Annotated in this window: 20 protein-coding genes and 3 tRNA genes; 5 read left to right on the forward strand and 18 right to left on the reverse strand. The window is 69.3% G+C overall.

The features are described from left to right. Positions 1-57: 57 nt before the first annotated feature. The 9 genes from ccmI to ccmA all read right to left on the reverse strand — a co-directional run bounded on the left by ccmI (position 58) and on the right by ccmA (position 7,267). A complete protein-coding gene (gene ccmI, locus KGQ91_RS01700; protein ID WP_224420118.1) occupies positions 58-1,296 on the reverse strand; it encodes a c-type cytochrome biogenesis protein CcmI in 1,239 nt (412 codons plus the stop codon). Next, positions 1,293-1,766, reverse strand: a complete 474-nt coding sequence (locus tag KGQ91_RS01705) for a cytochrome c-type biogenesis protein (protein WP_224416524.1) — start codon at positions 1,764-1,766, stop codon at positions 1,293-1,295. The genes ccmI and KGQ91_RS01705 overlap by 4 nt, the downstream gene beginning before the upstream one ends. Next, positions 1,751-2,284, reverse strand: coding sequence for a DsbE family thiol:disulfide interchange protein (locus tag KGQ91_RS01710; RefSeq protein WP_163649757.1), 534 nt, complete (start codon positions 2,282-2,284; stop codon positions 1,751-1,753). The genes KGQ91_RS01705 and KGQ91_RS01710 overlap by 16 nt, the downstream gene beginning before the upstream one ends. Continuing rightward, complete coding sequence (locus KGQ91_RS01715; protein ID WP_224420119.1) at positions 2,281-4,263, reverse strand: heme lyase CcmF/NrfE family subunit; 1,983 nt, start codon at positions 4,261-4,263, stop codon at positions 2,281-2,283. The genes KGQ91_RS01710 and KGQ91_RS01715 overlap by 4 nt, the downstream gene beginning before the upstream one ends. Positions 4,264-4,277: 14 nt before the next feature. Beyond that, positions 4,278-4,733 carry a cytochrome c maturation protein CcmE gene (gene ccmE, locus KGQ91_RS01720; protein WP_224416522.1) on the reverse strand — a complete coding sequence of 152 codons (456 nt, stop codon included), beginning with the start codon at positions 4,731-4,733 and terminating at the stop codon, positions 4,278-4,280. Further along, positions 4,717-4,923, reverse strand: coding sequence for a heme exporter protein CcmD (gene ccmD, locus KGQ91_RS01725; protein WP_263478930.1), 207 nt, complete (start codon positions 4,921-4,923; stop codon positions 4,717-4,719). The genes ccmE and ccmD overlap by 17 nt, the downstream gene beginning before the upstream one ends. A 269-nt stretch (positions 4,924-5,192) precedes the next feature. Beyond that, complete coding sequence (locus tag KGQ91_RS01730; protein WP_163649753.1) at positions 5,193-5,924, reverse strand: heme ABC transporter permease; 732 nt, start codon at positions 5,922-5,924, stop codon at positions 5,193-5,195. Positions 5,925-5,936: 12 nt separating this feature from the next. Further along, the gene (gene ccmB / locus KGQ91_RS01735) at positions 5,937-6,635 is read right to left on the reverse strand and encodes a heme exporter protein CcmB (protein WP_163649752.1); all 699 of its coding nucleotides are present in this window, start codon (positions 6,633-6,635) and stop codon (positions 5,937-5,939) included. Then, on the reverse strand, positions 6,635-7,267 hold the full coding sequence (gene ccmA / locus KGQ91_RS01740; protein ID WP_224416518.1) for a cytochrome c biogenesis heme-transporting ATPase CcmA: 633 nt from the start codon (positions 7,265-7,267) through the stop codon (positions 6,635-6,637). Before ccmA ends, ccmB begins: the two co-directional genes overlap by 1 nt. A 173-nt stretch (positions 7,268-7,440) precedes the next feature. Between ccmA and KGQ91_RS01745 the strand changes: the two genes are divergently transcribed. The 3 genes from KGQ91_RS01745 (at position 7,441) to KGQ91_RS01755 (ending at position 9,636) form a co-directional block, all read left to right on the forward strand. Then, the gene (locus KGQ91_RS01745; RefSeq protein ID WP_163649750.1) at positions 7,441-7,914 is read left to right on the forward strand and encodes a LexA family protein; all 474 of its coding nucleotides are present in this window, start codon (positions 7,441-7,443) and stop codon (positions 7,912-7,914) included. Continuing rightward, complete coding sequence (locus tag KGQ91_RS01750; protein ID WP_224420121.1) at positions 7,914-8,534, forward strand: IMPACT family protein; 621 nt, start codon at positions 7,914-7,916, stop codon at positions 8,532-8,534. Before KGQ91_RS01745 ends, KGQ91_RS01750 begins: the two co-directional genes overlap by 1 nt. A gap of 124 nt (positions 8,535-8,658) precedes the next feature. Beyond that, positions 8,659-9,636, forward strand: coding sequence for a tRNA dihydrouridine synthase (locus KGQ91_RS01755; protein WP_224421365.1), 978 nt, complete (start codon positions 8,659-8,661; stop codon positions 9,634-9,636). A gap of 174 nt (positions 9,637-9,810) precedes the next feature. Here KGQ91_RS01755 and KGQ91_RS01760 read toward each other — a convergent pair. The 9 genes from KGQ91_RS01760 to KGQ91_RS01800 all read right to left on the reverse strand — a co-directional run bounded on the left by KGQ91_RS01760 (position 9,811) and on the right by KGQ91_RS01800 (position 17,215). Then, positions 9,811-9,887: transfer RNA gene (locus KGQ91_RS01760), tRNA-Arg, on the reverse strand. A gap of 111 nt (positions 9,888-9,998) precedes the next feature. After that, a tRNA-Arg gene (locus KGQ91_RS01765) sits at positions 9,999-10,075 on the reverse strand. 24 nt (positions 10,076-10,099) lie between these two features. Next, a tRNA-Ser gene (locus tag KGQ91_RS01770) sits at positions 10,100-10,192 on the reverse strand. A gap of 175 nt (positions 10,193-10,367) precedes the next feature. Continuing rightward, entirely contained in the window at positions 10,368-10,565 is a 198-nt protein-coding gene (gene csrA, locus KGQ91_RS01775) for a carbon storage regulator CsrA (RefSeq protein ID WP_224420122.1), read from the reverse strand. 212 nt (positions 10,566-10,777) lie between these two features. Further along, positions 10,778-12,028, reverse strand: a complete 1,251-nt coding sequence (locus KGQ91_RS01780) for an aspartate kinase (RefSeq protein ID WP_224420123.1) — start codon at positions 12,026-12,028, stop codon at positions 10,778-10,780. 114 nt (positions 12,029-12,142) lie between these two features. Continuing rightward, positions 12,143-14,752 (reverse strand): alanine--tRNA ligase, encoded by a 2,610-nt coding sequence (gene alaS, locus KGQ91_RS01785; RefSeq protein WP_224420124.1) that lies wholly within the window; start codon positions 14,750-14,752, stop codon positions 12,143-12,145. Positions 14,753-15,034: 282 nt separating this feature from the next. Further along, positions 15,035-15,493 (reverse strand): regulatory protein RecX, encoded by a 459-nt coding sequence (locus KGQ91_RS01790; protein ID WP_163649745.1) that lies wholly within the window; start codon positions 15,491-15,493, stop codon positions 15,035-15,037. A gap of 9 nt (positions 15,494-15,502) precedes the next feature. Further along, entirely contained in the window at positions 15,503-16,570 is a 1,068-nt protein-coding gene (gene recA / locus KGQ91_RS01795) for a recombinase RecA (RefSeq protein ID WP_224420125.1), read from the reverse strand. A gap of 120 nt (positions 16,571-16,690) precedes the next feature. Then, positions 16,691-17,215, reverse strand: coding sequence for a CinA family protein (locus tag KGQ91_RS01800; protein ID WP_224420126.1), 525 nt, complete (start codon positions 17,213-17,215; stop codon positions 16,691-16,693). A 179-nt stretch (positions 17,216-17,394) separates the two neighbouring features. Here KGQ91_RS01800 and mutS point away from each other — a divergent pair, with 179 nt between their 5' ends. Together mutS and fdxA are read left to right on the forward strand one after the other, a co-directional pair. After that, positions 17,395-19,989 carry a DNA mismatch repair protein MutS gene (gene mutS / locus KGQ91_RS01805; RefSeq protein ID WP_224420127.1) on the forward strand — a complete coding sequence of 865 codons (2,595 nt, stop codon included), beginning with the start codon at positions 17,395-17,397 and terminating at the stop codon, positions 19,987-19,989. A gap of 215 nt (positions 19,990-20,204) precedes the next feature. After that, the gene (gene fdxA, locus KGQ91_RS01810; RefSeq protein WP_224416512.1) at positions 20,205-20,528 is read left to right on the forward strand and encodes a ferredoxin FdxA; all 324 of its coding nucleotides are present in this window, start codon (positions 20,205-20,207) and stop codon (positions 20,526-20,528) included. Positions 20,529-20,660: the final 132 nt, after the last annotated feature.

A 20,660-nucleotide genomic window follows, 5' to 3' on the forward strand; every position in this document is an offset into this window, starting at 1 on the left:
TGGCCAGAGTCTACCCAACCGACCGGCACGGCCCAAGCGCTGATCGTGCGCGAGCGCTCACTCGACGACGTGGTCGATGCGCAGGGCCTGCACGGGCGTGTCATCCGCCAGCGTCACCGGCCCCAGCCGGCCGACCAGGTCGCCGGGCCGAGGGGCGGCCTGCCCCTGCCGCGAGACCCGCCCCACCAGGCGTACCCGGTCGACCGCGGAGAGACGCGCGCGGGGCGTCATGGCGTCCGCATCGTCGAGGGTGACGGTACGCGGCAGGTCCGCCACCCGCAGCCGTTCGACGGCCAGCGGCGGCAGCTTGCCGTCGACATCGCGCGCGACCACGAACACGCTGGCGTCGGGCGCGACACGCTCGCGTAGATTGTCGGCCAGGCTGACACGGACCCGCAGGCTCGCGGTGCTGCCGCTGCCCTCGCCTGCCCGGCCCGACTCCCCCTGACGCTGCCGGGCGATGGCGATGCCGCGCTGGAGCGCCGCCACCGCGGCCTCGTCGTCATAGCCGGCGCTGGCCCGTCGCCAGTAGTCGATGGCCTGGTCGTAGTGCTGCCGGTCGAAGGCCGCCACGCCGAGCAGGCCCAGCACGATCGGCTGGCGCGGGTCCCGGGACAGGGTCTCGTCGATCAGCGACTGGACCTCGTCGGTCAGGGTGCGCCCGGCGGCGAAGAACTCGAGCTGTGCCAGCCGGGCCAGCAGCTCGGGACGCCGCGACGTCAGCGCGATGGCCCGGCGCAGGCTGGCGATCGCCTTGTCGAGCCGCCCGGCATCGCGATAGAGCGGCGCCAGCGTCAGCCACACCTTGGGGTTGCCGGGCTGGCGCTCGGCCTGGGTCTCCAGGCGCGCGACGAGCTCGGCGGGCGTGGCGCCGGGCGCATGGCGCACCGACTGGATGGCCGTGTACAGCGCCAGGTCGCCCACCGCGCCCTCCTCGCGATAGAGTCCCAAGCTGCCCGCCACCAGCCCCGCGGCCAGGACGAACACCAGCCACCGTCCGCTGCGTGGCGAACGCCGAGGCGAACGCCAGCGCGGCGATGCGCTCTCGCCGGTGTCGTCGAGCAGGCCGCGCTCGAGCGCCAGACGCTCCTCGGCGTAGCGCTCGGCATCCAGTTCGTCGCGCTGTCGGGCCGCATCGAGCCGCGCCAGGCGCCGGCGATAGGCCGCCACGTTCTCGGCCGTGTGGGCGGGGTCGTCGACAGGCGCCCGCTCGAAGCGGGCCCGCCACAGCGGCCGGCACACCAGCCACACCGCCGGCAGCAGCATCAGGCTCAGCAGCAGCCACAGCACGATCATGAGCGGTCCTCGCGGTCGAGCAGCGCATCCAGCCGCCGGCGCTCCGCGGCATCGAGCGCTCGGGGCGCCGTCCGGCGCCGCACCCGCCAGGCCAGGATTACGCCGCCCAGCCCCACCAGCAGGAAGGGCCCGCCCCACAGCAGCCAGGTCCGCGGCGACAGGCGCGGGCGGTAGAGCACATATTCACCGAAGCGCTGCACGAGAAAATCCTGGATCTCGCGATCGCTGCGCCCGGCCTCGAGCATCGCGGCGACGCGTTCGCGCATGTCCGCGGCGATCGGCGAGGCGGAGGCGGCGATGGTCTCGTTCTGGCACTTGGGGCAGCGCAGCTGGTGGGTCAGCGTCGTGTAGCGCCGGGCGAGCTGCGGATCGTCGAAGTCGCGCACCTCGATGGTCGCCGCCGCGGCCACGCCCAGCAACGCCGTCAGCAGCCCCGCCAGCAACACCGTCCGGATCAGTCGTCGCGCCATCGTTGCACCCGGGGCAGGATTTCCTGCTCGACATTCTCGGGCCGGATAGCACCCGTGTGGTGATAGCGAATGATGCCGTCGCGGTCGACCAGGAAGCTCTCCGGCGCGCCATAGACGCCGAGATCGAAGCCCAGGGTCCCGTCCGGGTCGAACAGGTTGACGGCAAAGGGATCGCCCAGCGTGTCCAGGAACTCCGTGGCCGCTTCCCGGGTGTCCTTGTAGTCGACCCCCACCAGCCTCACGCCCTGCTCGGCGAGCGCCATCAGCTGCGGCATCTCCTCGCGGCAGGTCGGGCACCAGGCGCCCCAGACGTTGACCAGGGTCACCTTGCCCGCCAGCAGCGAGGCATCATGGCGAACGTCCGGGTCGGCGACGGTCGCCAGCGAGAAGGCCGGAAATTCACGACCGATCAGCGCCGACTCGCGGCCGACAGGATCGTGGTTCAGCCCACGGTAGAGAAAGACCGCCAGCCCCGCGAACAGCACCAGCGGAACCAGCAGCAGCAGACGTCGCGTCATGATGTCACCACCTCGTCGTTGCACCGTTGCGCCCCGCGGCCGCGACGATAGCGGCGATCGGCCACCGCCAGCACGCCCCCGGCGGCCATCAGCGCCGCGCCCAGCCACAGCCAGCGCACGAACGGCTTGTACTGAATACGTAGAGCCCAGGCCCCATCCCCCAGGTCCTCGCCCATCGCCACGTACAGATCCCGCAGCAGGCCCGGGCGCAGGGCGACGTCGGTCATCGGCATGCGCCGCGCCAGGTAGAGACGCTTCTCGGGATGCAGGGTGAACCGCCTCTCGCCGTCGCGACTGACGTCGAGGGTCGCGACATCGGCGACGAAGTTGGGCCCGCGCCGCTTGTCCAGCGAGCGCAGGGCGAACGTGTAACCGGCGAGCTGGACCCGGTCGCCGACCGCCATTCGCACGTTGCGTTCCACGTTGTAGTTCGAGACCACCGTCACCCCGACGATGGTCACCGCCAGCCCCAGGTGGCCGAGCTGCATGCCCCAGTAGGCCGGTGCCAGCCGCCGCAGTCCGGCACCCGGCGAGCGGGCGTGGCGCAGCTTGTCGAACAGGTCGCGGGCCAGCGACAGCACCAGCCACAGGGCCAGCAGCAGCCCCAGCGACACCCCGGGATTCCAGCGGCCGTGATAGACGAGCGGCGCCAGCGCGGCGAGCACCACCGCACCCAGCGCCGCCCCGGCCAGCCGCCGCCACAGCTCGCGAGCCGGCATGCGCTTCCAGCGCGCCACCGGCCCCAGCCCCATGAACAGGCACAGCAGTGCCGTCAGCGGCACGAACAGGGCGTTGAAGTACGGCGGACCGACGCTGACCTTGCCCAGCCCCAGGGCGTCGAGAATCAGCGGGTAGAGCGTGCCCAGCAGCACCGTGACGGTCATCACCACCAGCAGGATGTTGTTGACCAGCAGCAGCGCATCGCGGGACAGCCAGCCGAAGGTGACGGCCTGGGAGACCCGCGGCGCACGCAGGGCGAACAGGGTCAGCGCGCCGCCCACGGTCAGCCCCAGCAGGATCAGGATGAAGGCGCCGCGTGTCGGGTCGTTGGCGAAGGCGTGCACCGAGGTCAGCACCCCGGAGCGCACCAGGAAGGTGCCCAGCAGCGACAGCGAGAAGGTGAAGATCGCCAGCAGCACCGTCCAGCTCTTGAAGCTGCCGCGCTTCTCGGTCACCGCCAGCGAATGCAGCAGCGCGGTACCCGCCAGCCAGGGCAGCAGCGAGGCGTTCTCCACCGGGTCCCAGAACCACCAGCCGCCCCAGCCCAGCTCGTAGTAGGCCCACCAGCTGCCCAGCGCGATGCCCACGGTGAGAAACGCCCAGGCGACGTTGGTCCAGGGGCGCGCCCAGCGGGTCCAGGCAGCATCGATGCGGCCCTCGAGCAGTGCGGCAATGGCGAAGGCGAAGACCACCGAGAAGCCCACGTAGCCCATGTAGAGCATCGGCGGGTGGATGATCAGGCCGACATCCTGGAGCAGCGGGTTGAGGTCGGCGCCCTCGCCGGGGACGTTGGGCAACAGCCGCGTGAAGGGATTGGAGGTGAGCAGCACGAACAGCAAAAAGCCGCTGCCGACCAGCCCCATCACGCCCAGAACGCGCGCCATCAGGGCCGCGGGCAGGCGCCGGGACAGTCCCGCCACGGCGCATCCCCAGCCGGCCAGCATCAGGCACCACAGCAGCATCGAGCCCTCGTGGCTACCCCATACCGCGGTGGCCTTGTAGTACCAGGGCAACTGCGAGTTGGCGTTGTTGGCGACATAGGCGACGCTGAAGTCGTCGAACAGGAAGCTCGCCATGAGGCTGGCGAATGCCACCAGCAGGAAGGCGAACTGGCCGAGCGCCATCGGCCGGGCGTAGGCCATCCACAGCGGACGCCGGGTCGCCGCCCCGGCCAGCGGCACCACGGCCTGGATCAGCGCCATCATCAGTGCCAGGATCAGGGCGAAATGGCCGACTTCCGGGATGAACGGGAGAAGCATGCGACGGCTCCGGGCTACTCGGTGCGCCGATAGTCGGCGGGTGACTTGCCGGCCGCCGCGAGCGCGTCGGCGACTTCCGGCGGCATGTAGTTCTCGTCGTGCTTGGCCAGCACCTGATCGGCCTGCAGGACGCCGTCGTCGGCCAGCCTGCCGACCACCACCACGCCCTGCCCCTCGCGGAACAGGTCGGGCAGGATGCCCTGATAGGCGACCTCGAGCGAGGCCTGGAAGTCGGTCACCGTGAAGGTCACGGCCAGGCTGTCGGCATCGCGCGCCACGCTGCCCGTCTCGACCATGCCCCCGGCGCGGATCTGGCGGCCGACCGGCGCCTCGCCAGCGGCGACCTGCGACGGGCTGAAGAAGAGATTGATGTTGCTGCGCAGGGCGTAGCCCAGCAGGCCGGCGGCCACGGCCGCCAGCACCACCAGCGCCAGCAGCACGCCCAGGCGGCGCCTACGCGCGGGCGTCATGGGAACCTCGTGGGACGGCCTTCCGTGGGGCGGCCTCCCGTGGGGCGGCGTCCGCCGCCGCGCGCCGCTGCCGACGGCGCAGCTCCCGCAGCCGGCGACGATGCTCGGCCACGGCCTGCAGGCCGCCGCCGACCAGCACCGCCAGGGTCACGCCCCAGGCGGGCCAGACGTAGGGGGCATAACCGCCCATGTTCAGGAATGCGTTCAGCGACTCGAAGGCCATGGTTGTCTCGCGGTGCGACCGCGCGGGTCAGGGGTGACGGCTACCGAATACCACAAGTGTATACATTTATCGGCTTTAAAGTGTATACAACCATTGTCGCCATTTTTGTCAAGCCCAGGCCGACTCGGGGCTATTGCCGATAGATGAACCATGACTCGGGCTGGGCCGACGGCGTCCTCGTCAAAGCCAACGGCGATGCCCTGCCGGCCGACCGCGGCTGGCAGCGACCGCCCCGATCAGCTCCCCAGCTCGAGCACCCAGCGCTTGCGTCCCTCGCGGCGCAGGATCTCGCTGCGCGTGCGGGTCAGCGTCAGCGCGACGAAGTAGGCGTAGAAGCCGAGCACCATCACCGCCAGCGGCAGCCACATCTCGGCGGGCATCGCCGGGCGCTGGGTCAGGGTGAAGGTGGCCGGCTGGTGCAGGGTGTTCCACCAGTCCACCGAGTACTTGATGATGGGGATGTTGATCACGCCGACCAGGGTCAGCAGCGATGCCGCCCGGGCGCCGCCGTCACGGCTGGCGAAGGCGCCGCGCAGCGCGATGACCCCCAGGTAGAGAAACAGCTGGATCAGCATCGAGGTCAGCCGCGCATCCCACACCCACCAGGTGCCCCAGGTGGGCACGCCCCACACCGAGCCGGAGAACAGCGCCACGCCGGTCATCGCCGCGCCGAACGGCGCGATCACCGTGGCCACCATGTCGGCGAGCTTGATGCGCCAGACCAGGAAGATCGCCCCGGCCACGGCCATCAGCACGAAGCATGACTGGGCGAGGATCGCCGCCGGCACGTGCACGTAGAGGATGCGAAAGCTGTCGCCCTGCTGGTAGTCGGCGGGCGCGAAGAGCAGCGCCCAGACACTGCCCGTGCCCAGCAGCAGGGCCGCCAGCGCCCACAGCCACGGCTGCCAGCGTCCGGCGATGGTGTAGAAGGTTCTGGGCGAGCCCAGACGATGAACGACGTCCCACATGAGCGTGTTACCTCACCCGTGAATACTGATTCGCAGGGCGCCGGCGATCGCCCACGGCGCCAGCATCAGCGCCAGGGCCAGCTGGGCGCCCAGCATGGCCAGTGCCGGTGCGACGTCCCCGCCCATCGCCGCGGCCTGGACGGCGCCGGACCCGAAGATCAGCACCGGAATAGTCAGCGGCAGCACCAGCAGCGACAGTAGCACGCTGCCTCGCGCCAGGCCCACGGTCAGCGCCGCCCCGATCGCCCCGATCAGGCCGAGCGTGGCACTGCCCAGCGCCAGCGAGGCCGCCAGCACGCCGTAACTGCCCGACGGCAGCGACAGCAGCAGCCCCAGCAGCGGCGCCATCAGCGCCAGGGGCAGCCCCGTCAGCAGCCAGTGCACCGCCACCTTGGCCAGCACCAGCGCCGCCAGCGGCTGGGGCGCGAGCAGCAGCTGCTCGAGGCTGCCGTCCTCGTGGTCGCTGCGGAACAGGGCGTCCAGGGAGAGCTGGGTGGCCAGCAGCGCCGCCACCCACAGCAGCCCGGGGGCGATGGCGGCGAGCTGCTCGGGCACCGGCGAGATGCCCAGCGGAAACAGCGTGATGACCAGGGCGAAGAAGGCCGGCGGATTGACCAGGTCACCGCGGCGCCGCAGCGCCACGGTCAGGTCCCGGCGCAGTGTCGCCAGCAGGGCCGGCCCCAGGCCGGCGACGGAGGTTCGGGGTTGCATCAGTCGCCCGCCTTGCTCAGGTCCACTCGGGTCAGCGCCCCGCGTGCGTGCAGTTCATGATGGGTGGTCAGCAGCACCGCGCCGCCGGCCGCCGCATGGTTCCAGAGGGCGTCCTCGAGCGCCGCCACGCCCTGACGATCGATGGCCGTGAACGGTTCGTCGAGAATCCACAGCAGGCGCGGCGAGAGCGTCAGCCGCGCCAGGGCGATGCGCCGCTGCTGCCCGGCGGAGAGCTGGGCCGCCGGCACCTCCTCGAAGCCGGCCAGCCCCAGGACCTCGAGCGCGGCCAGGCGCGCCCGGTGACTGCCGGATTCGCCGTGCAGGGCCTGATACCAGGCGAGGTTCTCGAGCGCATTCAACGCCGGCTTGATGCCCGGGGCATGGCCCAGATAGAGCAGGTTGGCGAGAAAGGCCGGACGGGCCCGGCGCAGCGACACGCCGTTCCAGTGCAGCTCGCCGGCCTGCAGCGGCAGCTGGCCGGCGAGCAGCTTGAGCAGCGAGGTCTTGCCGCTGCCGTTGGGTCCCTCGATTCGGACCACATCCCCGGGGCCGACGCCGAGATCGAGATCGCGAAACAGCCAGCGATCGTCGCGTTCGCAGGCCAGCCCCCGGGCCTCGAGACGAAATGTCACGGCGTCCTCCCGCACGAATTCGCCGGGCACTTTACCCCGAAAGCGCCGTTGGCAGCCAGCCGTGAAGCGGCGTTTGCCGCCCCTGCCGCGCTTGCTATGATGCTCTGGCCCCCGGGCATCCGCGCCAGTACCGGCGCTGGCCCGGCCCCACGTCGCAGCCGATGGAGACGGTCATGCAGTCCGCCCAGCCGCACTACCTGCAACGCCTGCCCAACCTGCCCCTCAACGACGGCGCCTGGGAGGCGGTCGACGCCACCGACCTGGTCGAGGTGCCGCTGCTCGGCCAGGTCGCCGCCGGGCTGCCGATCGAGGCCTGCCCCGATCGCGACAGCGTGTCGATTCCCGCCCGCATGGTGCGCCGCAACACCTACGCCCTGCGGGTGCGCGGCAACTCGATGATCGACTGCAACATCCACGACGGCGACATCATCATCATCGAGCGCCAGGAGAGCGCCGAGAACGGCGAGACCGCCGTGGTGCTGATCAACGATCAGGAGGTCACCCTCAAGAAGCTCTACATCGAGAAACGCGGGGTGCGCCTGCAGCCGGCCAACGCCGCCATGCCGCCGATCTACCTGAAGAACGACGACATCCAGGTCCTGGGGCTGGTGATGGGCGTGATGCGCCGCTCGGAGGTCGCCGCCTGATGGCGTATCCGATTCCCGACCTCGCACCCGATGCGGTGCATCGCCACGAGATCGAGATCGAGCGCAGCCGCTTCATCGCCTGGCTGTGCCATGCCCCGGACAGCGCGGCCTTCGAGCGGCTGCTGAACGCGGCCCGCGCGCACTACCCGGACGCCAGCCACCACTGCAGCGCCTTCATCGCCGGTCCGCCCGGCGAGCAGACGGCGATCGGCTTTTCCGACGACGGCGAGCCCGGCGGCACCGCGGGCCGCCCGATGTTCCAGGTGCTCGACGGCAGCGGCATCGGCCAGATCGGCTGCGTGGTCACCCGCTATTTCGGCGGTACCAAGCTCGGCACCGGCGGGTTGGTGCGGGCCTATTCCCGGGCGGTGCAGCAGGCGCTGGCGGACCTGCCGCTGGCGAGCTTCACGGCGCGCCGCCCGTTGCGCCTGCGCGTCGATTTCGCCGGCGAGGCCGAGGCCCGCGGCTGGTTCGACGAACGGGCCGTGCCCGTCGAGCAGGCGGACTACGCCGCCGATGGCGTGGTGCTCACCGTCGGCTGGCCCAGCGAGTCGCCCGTGGAGCTGGCCGAACTCGAATCCCGCCTCAAGGGGCGCCTGAGCCTGCTCGACGTCCCCTGAAAAGCCCGTTCGCCCCTCCCGCCAAGCGCGCGCCGCCTGCTAGACTAGCGCGCCCCGATGTTGCGGCAGGAGGCACTCGCCGGTGCAGGCTTTACGTTATCCGGGCCGGATCGGCCTGGCCCCCATGGAAGGCGTGATCGACGCCGTCACCCGCGACCTGCTCACCCGCGAGGAGGGGCTGGACTGGACGGTCACCGAATTCGTGCGCGTTGTCGACGCGCGCCTGCCGCCGCGGGTCTTCTACAAGCACTGCCCCGAACTGCGTCAGTCCTGCGTCGTCACCCCCGCCGGCGTCCCCGTTCACTTGCAGCTGCTGGGCTCCGACCCGCAGGCCCTGGCCGCCAATGCCCGCCAGGCGCTCGCGCTCGGCGCTACCAGTCTCGATCTGAACTTCGGCTGCCCGGCCAAGACCGTCAATCGCCATGACGGCGGGGCCAGCCTGCTACGCGATCCGCGCCGGGTCGAACAGGCCGTCGCCGCGGTGGCCGGCGCCGTGGAAGACACCATCCCGGTGACCGCCAAGATCCGCCTGGGCTTTGCCGACAAGCAGCTGGGCGTGGCCTGCGCGCGGGCGGCGGAAGCCGGTGGCGCCCATCATCTGGTCGTGCATGCACGCACCCGCAACGAGGGTTACCGGCCGCCCGCCCACTGGGAATGGATCGCCCGCATCCGGGCGCAGCTGACGATTCCGGTGATCGCCAACGGCGACATCTGGTGCCTGGCCGACTACTGGAAGGCTCGCAGCCTGTCCGGCTGCGAGGACGTGATGCTGGGCCGGGCCGTGCTGGCCGACCCGCTGCTGCCATACCGCATCCGCCACTGGCAGCGCACCGGCGAGTGCCTGCCCGACACGGTCTGGCAGATCCGCGCCGACGTGCTGTGCCGCTACGCCGACTACCAGCGCCGCAACCTGCCGGAAAAGGTGGTGGTGTCGCTGCTCAAGCAGTGGCTCAACATCATGCGCGGCCGCGATGCCGAGGCGGCCCGACGCTTTGCGACCCTGCGCCGCGAGACGCGGCTGGAGGCGTTTCTCGCCGGCTTGCAGGCTCCCTGCCGCGAATCGCCCCAGGCGCACCACGAAGCCGCCACGCTGGCCGTCTGAACCCCGCCCGGGCCCGGCCGGTGGCAAAAAAAGAGGCGCGCCGCAGAATGCGACGCGCCTCGAGACGACCGCTACAGGGTACCGGCTCGCGACGCCGGCAGACCATCAGCTGCCAAGGAAAAACGCGGTTACCAACGAAATCCGCCCTCCCGGGAGGGAGGGCGGATGCAATTCTGGCGCGCCCGGGAGGATTCGAACCTCCGACCACCTGATTCGTAGTCAGGTACTCTATCCAGCTGAGCTACGGGCGCTTTACAGATTGTCGACATCAAGTCAGCGATGTCGATGACGCAACTTCTGTGACGGCGTCATGGCGTCTTTGGTGAACGTTCCGCATCACGGATGCGTTCGACCGGAGAAGATGGCGCGCCCGGGAGGATTCGAACCTCCGACCACCTGATTCGTAGTCAGGTACTCTATCCAGCTGAGCTACGGGCGCTCACTACCGTCTTCACATGTTGAATGGCGGAGAGAGAGGGATTCGAACCCTCGATAGGGCTATAAACCCTATACTCCCTTAGCAGGGGAGCGCCTTCAGCCACTCGGCCATCTCTCCCTCATCAACACGGCGCGTAGATTACCGATTTTACTGGGCCTTGTCCACCCTTGTGGCAATTTTTCTGTCGGCGGTCCGGCGGTGGGGCCATGCGACAGGCTCCCTGCTGCTCCGAGAGATCGAAATTGCGGGGTAACGCCGATCATGCTGACTGACTCGCGATCCCCCGCCTCGATCAGGTTTCGACCTCTCCGCTGTCGCTTTCCGTCCGCTCGCGCTGAATACGCTGATAGATTTCCTCGCGATGCACGGAAACGTTCTTCGGTGCGTTGACGCCGATTCGGACCTGGTTCCCCTTGACCCCCAGCACGGTGACGGTAATTTCGTCACCGATCATGAGTGTCTCGCCGACTCGGCGGGTCAGGATGAGCATGGCTGATCTCCTTTCAGACTTCTTCCAACGGGGTGCGCAACAGCTATGGTCCATAGAAGAAGCGCGGCGCTGATTATGCGCCAAACGCTCCTTGCGGGCCAACAACGCGGCCAATGAGACCTCATCGTCACGTTGAATGAAAGCCCTGCTATGGACCGTGTGTATCCTTACACCCCTACAGCGTAGAACCACTTGCGGGTCCTATGCATGGCTCACTCGCTTTCCACGCGATCCTTGTCGAGTCCGAAGGCTTCATGCAGGGCACGAACCGCCAGCTCCATGTGCTTCTCGTCGATCACCACCGAGATCTTGATTTCCGAGGTGGACACCATGCGAATGTTGACGTTCTCCTCGGCCAGCACGCGGAACATCTTGGAGGCGACACCGGCGTGGGAGCGCATGCCGACCCCGACCAGGGAGACCTTGGCGATGTTGTCGTCGGCGCGCAGCTCCCCTTCGCCCAGCGCCGGAATCACCTCATTCTGGAGAATCCGCTGGGTCTGCTTGAAGTCACTCTTGGCGACGGTGAAGGTAAAGTCGGTGTAATTGCCGGTCGGCGCCACGTTCTGGACGATCATGTCCACTTCGATATTGGCATCGGCGATCGGGCCGAGAATCTTCGAGGCCACCCCCGGGATATCCGGCGTGTTGAGCAGGGTGAGCTTGGCTTCATTGGCCGTGAAGGCGATACCGGAGATCAGCGGTTCTTCCATGGAATCCTCTTCTTCATCTGAATCAGCGACGATCAGGGTGCCGGGGCCATCCTCGAAGCTGGACAGCACACGCAGCGGCACATTGTACTTGCCGGCGAACTCGACGGCGCGAATCTGCAGGACCTTGGAGCCCAGGCTGGCCAGCTCGAGCATCTCCTCGACGGTGATGCGCTCGAGGCGCCGGGCCCGGGAGCACACCCGCGGGTCGGTAGTGTAGACGCCGTCGACATCGGTGTAGATCTGGCACTCATCGGCCTGGAGCGCCGCGGCCAGCGCCACCCCGGTGGTGTCGGAGCCGCCGCGACCCAGCGTGGTGATGTTGCCCTCCTCGTCGACGCCCTGGAAGCCGGCGACCACGACCACCTTGCCGTCGTTCAGGTCCTCGCGCATCTCGTCGGTCTCGATGCGCTGGATTCGCGCCTTGGTGTGGGCGCTGTCGGTGAGGATGCCCACCTGCGAACCGGTGTACGAGGTCGCCGGCACGCCCAGCTTGTGCAGGGCCAGGGCCATCAACGAGATGGTGACCTGCTCGCCGGTGGAAACCAGCATGTCCATCTCGCGCGGCGTGGGCTCGTCGTTGATCTCGTTGGCCAGCCCGACCAGCCGGTTGGTCTCGCCGCTCATCGCCGAGACGACCACCACCACCTGATGGCCTTCGTCACGGAACCGCTTGACTTTCTCGGCCACGGCCTTGATGCGCTCGACCGAGCCCACCGAGGTACCGCCGAATTTCTGTACGTATAGCGCCATGAGTTGCCTATCCGTGTTGGAACATGAATGGAAAACCCTTCGCCGGCCGGAGCGCACGGCCCCGACCATGAGAAAGGGCCGGTGACATCCTGCCACGCGGCCCTTGCGAAACACTCAGCCCAGTTGCTGGGCGACCCAGTCGGGCACGCCGGCCAGGGCCGACGGCAACGCCTCGGGGCGACTGCCCCCGGCCTGGGCCATGTCGGCGCGTCCGCCGCCCTTGCCGCCGACCTGGCCGGCGACATGGTTGACCAGCGCCCCGGCCTTGACCCGCCCGGTCAGGTCATCGGTGACCCCGGCGATCAGGCTGACCTTGCCGGCATCCGCGTCGGCCACGCCGAGCACCAGGATGCCGGAGCCCAGCTTGTTCTTGAGCTGGTCCATGAGGGTGCGCAGCTCCTTGCCGGAGACCCCCTCGAGCTGCCTGGCAAGTACCTTGACGCCCGCCACCTCCTGGACCTCGGCAAGCACGTCGTTGCTCGCCGCGCTGGCCAGCTTGGCCTTGAGCCGCTCGAGCTCCTTCTCCATCGCCCGGTTGCGCTCGAGCAGGGCGTCGACCCGCGACTCGACCTGCTCGGGCTTGGCCCGCAGACGCTCGCCGATCCGCGCCAGGCGGGCTTCCTGCTCCCGGAAGTAGGCCAGCGCGCCCTCCCCGGTGACCGCCTCGATGCGCCGCACGCCGGCGGCGATGCCGGTCTCGGCGAGGATATGGAAGGCGCCGATGTCGCCGCTGCGGGCCACGTGGGTGCCGCCGCACAGCTCGACGGAGAAGCCGTCGCTGCCGATGGTCAGCACCCGCACGTCCTCGCCGTACTTGGCCTCGAACAGCGCTGCGGCACCGCGCGCCCTGGCCTCGTCGAGCGACATGTGCTCAATGCCCGTCGCGGCATTGGCGAGGATCTCGCGATTGACGATGGCCTCCACCTCGGTGAGCTGCTCGGCGCTCAGCGCCTCGAAATGGCTGAAGTCGAAGCGCAACCGCTCGGCGGTCACCAGCGAGCCCTTCTGCTGGACATGCTCGCCCAGCACCCGCTTGAGTGCCTCGTGGAGTAGGTGGGTGGCCGAGTGGTTGCGCATGGTCGCCGCTCGCAGCGAGGCGTCCACCCGCGGCGCGACATGACCGCCGACCTCGAGCACGCCCTCGACCATCACCCCATGGTGCAGGTGATGCCCGGCCTGCTTCTGGGTGTCGGTCACCTGGAAGCGCGCGCCGTCGGCCTCGAGATAGCCGGTGTCGCCGGCCTGCCCGCCCGACTCGCCGTAGAAGGGCGTGCGATCGAGCACCACCACGCCCGTCTGCCCGGCCTCCAGCGCCGCCAGCGCATTGCCCTCGCCATCGACCAGGGCGGTGATGCGGGCCTCGTCCTCGAGCCGGTCGTAGCCGGTGAAGGCGGTCTCGCCCTCCACCTCGATCGCCGCGCCGTAGTCGGCGCCGAACTGGCTGGCCGCCCGGGCCCGTTCGCGCTGGGCCTCGAGCTCGCGCTCGAAGCCGGCCTCGTCGAGGGTCACGCCGCGCTCGCGGCAGATGTCGGCGGTCAGGTCGAAGGGAAAGCCGTAGGTGTCGTAGAGCTTGAAGATGGTCTCGCCGGCCAGCACCTCGCCGTCGAGCTCCGCCAGCGCCGCCTCGAGCAGGCCCATGCCGTGATCGAGGGTGCGCGCGAACTGCTCCTCCTCCTTGAGCAGGACCTTCTCGATCTGCTCGCGGGCCTTGCTCAGCTCCGGGTAGGCCTCGCCCATCTCGGCGTCGAGCGCCGCCACCAGCCGGTGGAAGAACGGCTCGCGGGCACCCAGCTTGTGGCCGTGGCGCACCGCGCGACGGATGATCCGGCGCAGCACGTAGCCGCGCCCCTCGTTGGAGGGCAGCACGCCATCGACGATCAGGAAGGCACAGGAGCGGATATGGTCGGCGATCACCCGCAGCGAGGGCGTGGTGATGTCATGGTGGCCGATGACGTCCGCCGCCGCCTTGAGCAGGTTGGCGAACAGGTCGATCTGGTAGTTGGAGTGCACGCCCTGCATCACCGCGGCGATGCGCTCCAGGCCCATGCCGGTGTCGATCGACGGCTTGGGCAGCGGCGTCAGGGTACCCGCGGCATCGCGATCGTACTGCATGAACACCAGGTTCCAGATCTCGATGTAGCGATCGCCGTCCTCTTCCGGGCTGCCGGGAGGGCCGCCCCACACCTCGGGACCGTGATCGAAGAAGATCTCCGAGCTCGGGCCGCAGGGGCCGGTGTCGCCCATCTGCCAGAAGTTGTCCTCGTCGAGCTTCGAGAAGCGCTCGGGATCGACGCCGATCTCGTCCTTCCAGATGCGCTCGGCCTCGTCGTCGCTGACATGGACGGTGACCCACAGCTTGTCGGCCGGCAGGCCCAGACGCTCGGTGAGGAAGGTCCAGGCAAAGCGGATCGCCTCGCGCTTGAAGTAGTCGCCGAAGCTGAAGTTGCCCAGCATCTCGAAGAAGGTATGGTGGCGCGCGGTGTAGCCGACGTTGTCCAGGTCGTTGTGCTTGCCGCCGGCGCGCACGCAGCGCTGGGCCGAGGTCGCGCGGACGTAGGGGCGCGGATCGCGGCCAAGGAAGACATCCTTGAACGGCACCATGCCGGCATTGGTGAACAGCAGGGTCGGGTCGTTCTCCGGCACCAGCGAGCTCGACGGCACGATGGTGTGGCCCTGCTCCTCGAAGAAGGCCAGAAAGGCCTGTCTGATATCTGCGCTTTTCATAGCAAATCCGTGGCAATGTGCGTTAGGGCGCTGCGGCCATGGCAGTCACTCGACGCCTCGACACCGAACGTGCGCGAAGCGAGCCGGAAGATGACGGGAACAGGCCGCCCTGAGCCGTCGCAAGGCGCTCTAGTATAACGCGTTCAGCGGGGGACTAAAGACGCGGCCGTCAATGGCGGCGCAAGAGAGCACCGGTGCCGTCGCCGGGTCGGTGGGGAAAAGAGAGGAGACGGGAAAGGGGCAGGCAACCTCGGGAACCGGGTCTGCCCGCCATCGGGGGGATCAGGTCTCGCGCCAGGCATGAGCCAGGGCGTGATGGACCTGACCGGCATCGAAGCCGCGCCCGGCCAGGAAGCGCTGGCGTCGCGCCCGCTCGCGGGGCCCGTCGCCGGGCCCGTCGAAGCGCTTGGCCAGCACCTCGCAGGCCAGCGCCTGCCAGTCGCAGCCGGCCTCGTCCAGGGCCGCGCCGATCAGTTCGCCATCCACGCCGCGCCGGCCGAGTTCGGCGCGGATCTTGACCGGCCCCTGGCCGCGCTGGATGCGGCTGCGCACGAAGTGCTCGACGAAGCGCGCGTCCGACTGCAGCCCCTCCTCGGCCAGCCGGGCGAGGGCCGCCTCGACCGCCGCCGGCTCATGGCCCCTGGCGGTCAGGCGGGTGCGCAGCTCGGCGGCGGCGTACTCGCGACGCGCCAGCAGGCGGATGGCGTCGTCGCGCGGCGTGGCAAGCGAATCCGGGGTCATGACGGCCGCCTAGATGAGTTCGTCACGATCCTCGAGCGGTGTCTCGACCGCTTCGGCCTCGCCTTCCTTGGCCTTGGGTTCCGGCGTGTTGAGCAGCTGGGCGCGGATCTGGCTCTCGATCTCCTCCATCACCGCCGGGTTGTCCTCGAGGTACTGGGCGGCATTGGCCTTGCCCTGGCCGATCTTGCTGCCCTGGTAGCTGTACCAGGCGCCCGCCTTGTCGATCAGCTTGCACTGCACGCCCAGATCGACCACCTCGCCGGCATGGTAGATGCCCTTGCCGTAGAGGATCTGGAACTCGGCCTGGCGGAACGGCGGCGAGACCTTGTTCTTGACCACCTTGACGCGGGTCTCGTTGCCGGTCACCTCGTCGCCCTGCTTGACCGAGCCGGTACGGCGGATGTCCAGACGCACACTGGAGTAGAACTTCAGCGCGTTGCCGCCGGTGGTGGTCTCGGGGCTGCCGAACATCACGCCGATCTTCATGCGGATCTGGTTGATGAACACCACCATGCAGTTGGCGTTCTTGATGTTGCCGGTGATCTTGCGCAGCGCCTGGGACATCAGGCGGGCCTGCAGGCCGACGTGGGAGTCGCCCATCTCGCCCTCGATCTCGGCCCGCGGCGTCAGGGCCGCCACCGAGTCGACGATGATCACGTCGACCCCGCCGGAGCGCACCAGCATGTCGCAGATCTCGAGGGCCTGCTCGCCGGTGTCCGGCTGCGAGACCAGCAGGTCGTCGATGTTGACGCCGAGCTTCTCGGCATAGCTCGGGTCGAGAGCGTGCTCGGCGTCGATGAAGGCGCAGGTCTTGCCCTGCTTCTGCGCCTCGGCGATCACCGACAGGGTCAGGGTGGTCTTGCCCGAGGACTCCGGCCCGTAGATTTCCACCACGCGACCGTAGGGCAGCCCGCCGATACCCAGCGCGATGTCCAGCCCCAGCGAGCCGGTGGAAACGGCCGGCATGGCCACCCGGGGCGCGTCGCCCATGCGCATCACGGCACCCTTGCCGAACTGGCGCTCGATCTGGGACAGCGCCGCGTTGAGCGCCTTGGTGCGATTGTCGTCCTGTGCCATGAAAGGCCTCCTGAAAACGCGTGAAAGCAGCACCGGCGACACGGGCGGAAGGGCCGCGAACCGACGCCTGCCGGACACTGTATGATTGACCAGTATTATGACGAAAAAAACCGCCTCCGCCTATCCCTCCAGCGTCCACTTCGCACCGCTTTCGGCAGCGGTCAGCGCCTCGATCAGCCCGGCCAGCGCCCGGTGCACGGCCTGCTCGCGAACGGCCCGGCGGTCGCCCGCGAAGTGGCGGCATTCACTGCGACAGGCCCGGGCGTCACCCCAGGCGAACCACACCGTGCCGACCGGCTTGTCGGTGCTGCCGCCGCCGGGGCCGGCGACGCCGCTGATCGCCACCGCCAGGTCGGCACCGCTCTCATGGCAGGCCCCGGCGACCATCGCCTCGACGGTCTCGCGGCTGACCGCGCCCCGCTCGGCGAGGGTCGCTTCCGGCACGCCCAGCAGTCGCTGCTTGGCGGCGTTGGAATAGGTGACATAGCCGGTCTCGAAGTACCCCGAGCTGCCGGCGATATCGGTGATGGCGCTGGCCACCCCGCCGCCGGTACAGGACTCGGCGGTGGTGATCATCACGCCCCGCTCCAGGCAGAACCGCTGCAGGCGCTCGGCGAGCGCCCGGGTCGTCTGTTGCGACAGCATCCGTCCGTGATTCACCGTATCACGTCTCCCTGTGCATGAGCCGTCAGCTTAGCAGAAGCCGCCACGCCCGTGCCCCGCCCTGGCGGCCTGTGGACCCGCTCGTCGACTGCGCTAGAATGGCCGGCCACGATCGCCGTCTTCGACGGATGTGCCCACGCCACAGGGAAGCCTCCAACGCCATGCCAGACGCGGTTGCCAGCAAGTCGACCACCCACACGCCGATGATGGCCCAGTACCTGAAGATCAAGCGCGAGCACCCCGACGTGCTGCTCTTCTACCGCATGGGCGATTTCTACGAGCTGTTCTACGACGACGCCAGGCGCGCCGCGCAGCTGCTCGACATCACGCTCACCGCCCGCGGTCAGTCGGCGGGCGCGCCGATCCCCATGGCCGGCGTGCCCTATCACAGCGCCGAGGGGTATCTGGCGCGGCTGGTCAAGGCCGGCGAGTCGGTGGCCATCTGCGAGCAGATGGGCGACCCGGCGACCAGCAAGGGCCCGGTGGAGCGCCAGGTGGTGCGCATCGTCACGCCCGGCACCCTGCACGACGAGGCGCTGCTCGACGCCCGGCGCGACAACCTGCTGCTGGCCCTGCACCCGCAGGGCGAGCGCTGGGGGCTGGCCTGGCTGGAGCTTTCCAGCGGGCGTTTCAGCGTGCTGGAGGTCGACGGCGAGGCCGACCTGCTCGCCGAGATCCACCGCCTGGCCCCCGCCGAGCTGCTGGTGGCCGAAGGCCTCGAGCTGCCGCCGGCCCTCGCCGAGCGCCCGGGGCTGACGCGCCAGAGCGCCTGGCTGTTCGATCACGACTCGGCGACTCGCCTGCTGTGCGACCAGTTCGGCGTCGCCGACCTGCGCGGCTTCGGCTGCGCTCACCTGGAATGCGCGATCACCGCCGCCGGGGTGCTGGTCGACTACGCCCGCGACACCCAGCGCTCGCGCCTGCCCCACGTCACCGCGCTGGGCGTGGAGAGTCGCGACGAGTCGGTGGTCATCGACGCCGCCAGTCGCCGCAACCTGGAGATCGACACCAACCTCGGCGGCGGCAGCGAGAACACCCTGGCCAGCGTGCTCGACACCACCGCCACGGCGATGGGCTCGCGGCTGCTCAAGCGCTGGCTCAATCGTCCGCTGCGCGACCGCGACCAGGTCATCGCGCGTCAGGGCGCCGTGCAGCGCCTGCTCGACAGCGAGCGCCATCTCGACCTGCGCGAGACGCTCAAGCACATCGGCGACGTCGAGCGCATCCTCGCCCGCGTGGCGCTGCGCAGCGCTCGCCCGCGGGACCTGGCCCGCCTGCGCGATGCGCTCAACGCCCTGCCCGAGCTGCAGGCGAGCCTGACCACGCTCGAGGAGGGCTCCGCCCTGGACGGGCTCAAGCGCCACATCCGCCCCTATCCCGAGCTGGCCGAGACCCTGACGCGTGCCCTGGTCGAGAGCCCGCCGGTGGTGATCCGCGACGGTGGCGTGATCGCCGAGGGCTTCGACGCCGAACTCGACGAGCATCGCGGCCTGGCCGAGCACGCCGGCGACTACCTGGTGCGGCTGGAGACCCGCGAGCGCGAACGCACCGGGCTGGCCGGCCTCAAGGTCGGCTACAACCGGGTGCACGGCTACTACATCGAGATTCCCCGCGCCCAGGCCCGCGAGGCGCCGGCCGACTACATTCGCCGCCAGACGCTGAAGAATGCCGAGCGCTTCATCATCCCCGAGCTCAAGGAGTTCGAGGACAAGGCCCTGTCGGCCAAGTCCCGCGCCCTGGCCCGCGAGAAGCTGCTCTACGAGGGGCTGCTCGACACCCTGGGCGCCGAGCTGGACGCCCTGCAGGCCAGCGGCCGCGCCCTGGCCGCGCTCGACGTGCTGGCGGCATTCGCCGAGCGCGCCCTGGCGCTCGATCTGGCGTGTCCGCGGCTCGCCGAGACGCCCGGCCTGACCATCCGCGGCGGGCGCCACCCGGTGGTCGAGCACGTCAGCGATGCGCCCTTCGTGCCCAACGACCTGCAGCTCGATCGCGAGCGCCACATGCTGGTGATCACCGGCCCCAACATGGGCGGCAAGTCGACCTACATGCGCCAGGCGGCGCTGATCGCCCTGCTCGCCCACTGCGGCAGCTTCGTGCCGGCGGACAGCGCCGAGATCGGCCCGCTGGACCGCATCTTCACCCGCATCGGTTCCAGCGACGACCTGGCCGGCGGGCGCTCGACCTTCATGGTCGAGATGACCGAGACCGCCAGCATCCTGCACAACGCCAGCGCCGAGAGCCTGGTATTGATGGACGAGATCGGCCGCGGCACCAGCACCTTCGACGGCCTGTCGCTGGCCTGGGCCAGCGCCGAGCACCTGGCGGGCGTGCGCGCCCTGACCCTGTTCGCCACCCATTACTTCGAGATGACCGCCCTGGCCGAGCAGCTCGACGGCGTGGCCAACGTGCACCTGACCGCCGCCGAGCACGGTGACGGCATCGTCTTCATGCACCGCGTCGAGGAGGGACCGGCCAGCCAGAGCTACGGCCTCCAGGTGGCCCAGCTCGCCGGGGTGCCTGCCGCCGTGGTGGCCCGGGCCCGCGAGAAGCTCACCGGGCTGGAGCAGCAGGAGATCGACCAGGGCCAGCATCGTCCCGGTGTCGAGGCGTCGCCGGCGGACGCTCCACCCCAGCAGCCCGACCTCTTCGCCAGCCCCCGCCACCCGCTGGTCGACGAGCTCGGCGAACTGGCACTGGACGAGCTCACGCCGCGCCGGGCGCTCGAGCTGCTCTACCGCTGGCGAGACCGGCTCTAGGCGCGGGCGAGAATGGCTGCAGGAAGCCGCACGCGCGGGCATGATCTCATGCGCAATCGTTCGATCGCCCCGCTTGCCGCTCCCGCCGGGCCGCGACTAGAATGAGCCAACTTAGAATAGGGCCTTATAATAGCCCCATCATTTATAACCAGCCGTGACCGACTGTGCCGGACATGTCGGTCGACTCCGCCCCGCCATGATCCGAGGGAGACACCATGACATTCGTCGTCACCGAAAACTGCATCAAGTGCAAATACACCGACTGCGTCGAGGTCTGTCCGGTCGACTGCTTCTACGAAGGGCCGAACTTCCTGGTGATTCACCCCGACGAATGCATCGACTGTGCCCTGTGCGAGCCGGAGTGCCCGGCCGAGGCCATCTACTCCGAGGATGAACTGCCCGACGACCAGCAGGAGTTCATCGCGCTCAACGCCGAGCTCGCCGAGGAATGGCCCAATATCACCGAGAAGAAGGACCCGCCGGCCGACGCGGCCGAGTGGGACGGCAAGTCCGGCAAGAAGCCGCTGCTCGAACGCTGAATCGCGTCTCCGAGTCCGGCTCGCAAGGGGCCGGACCGGCAACGAAAAAAGGCGGCCGATGGCCGCCTTGTCCAGAAGCAATCCCTTTCGGACAGCTCCCTCTGCCCGCCTCCCTCGATCCGCTCCCTGTCC

This window comes from Modicisalibacter tunisiensis, assembly GCF_020148005.1.
Classification (GTDB): Bacteria; Pseudomonadota; Gammaproteobacteria; order Pseudomonadales; family Halomonadaceae; genus Modicisalibacter; species Modicisalibacter tunisiensis.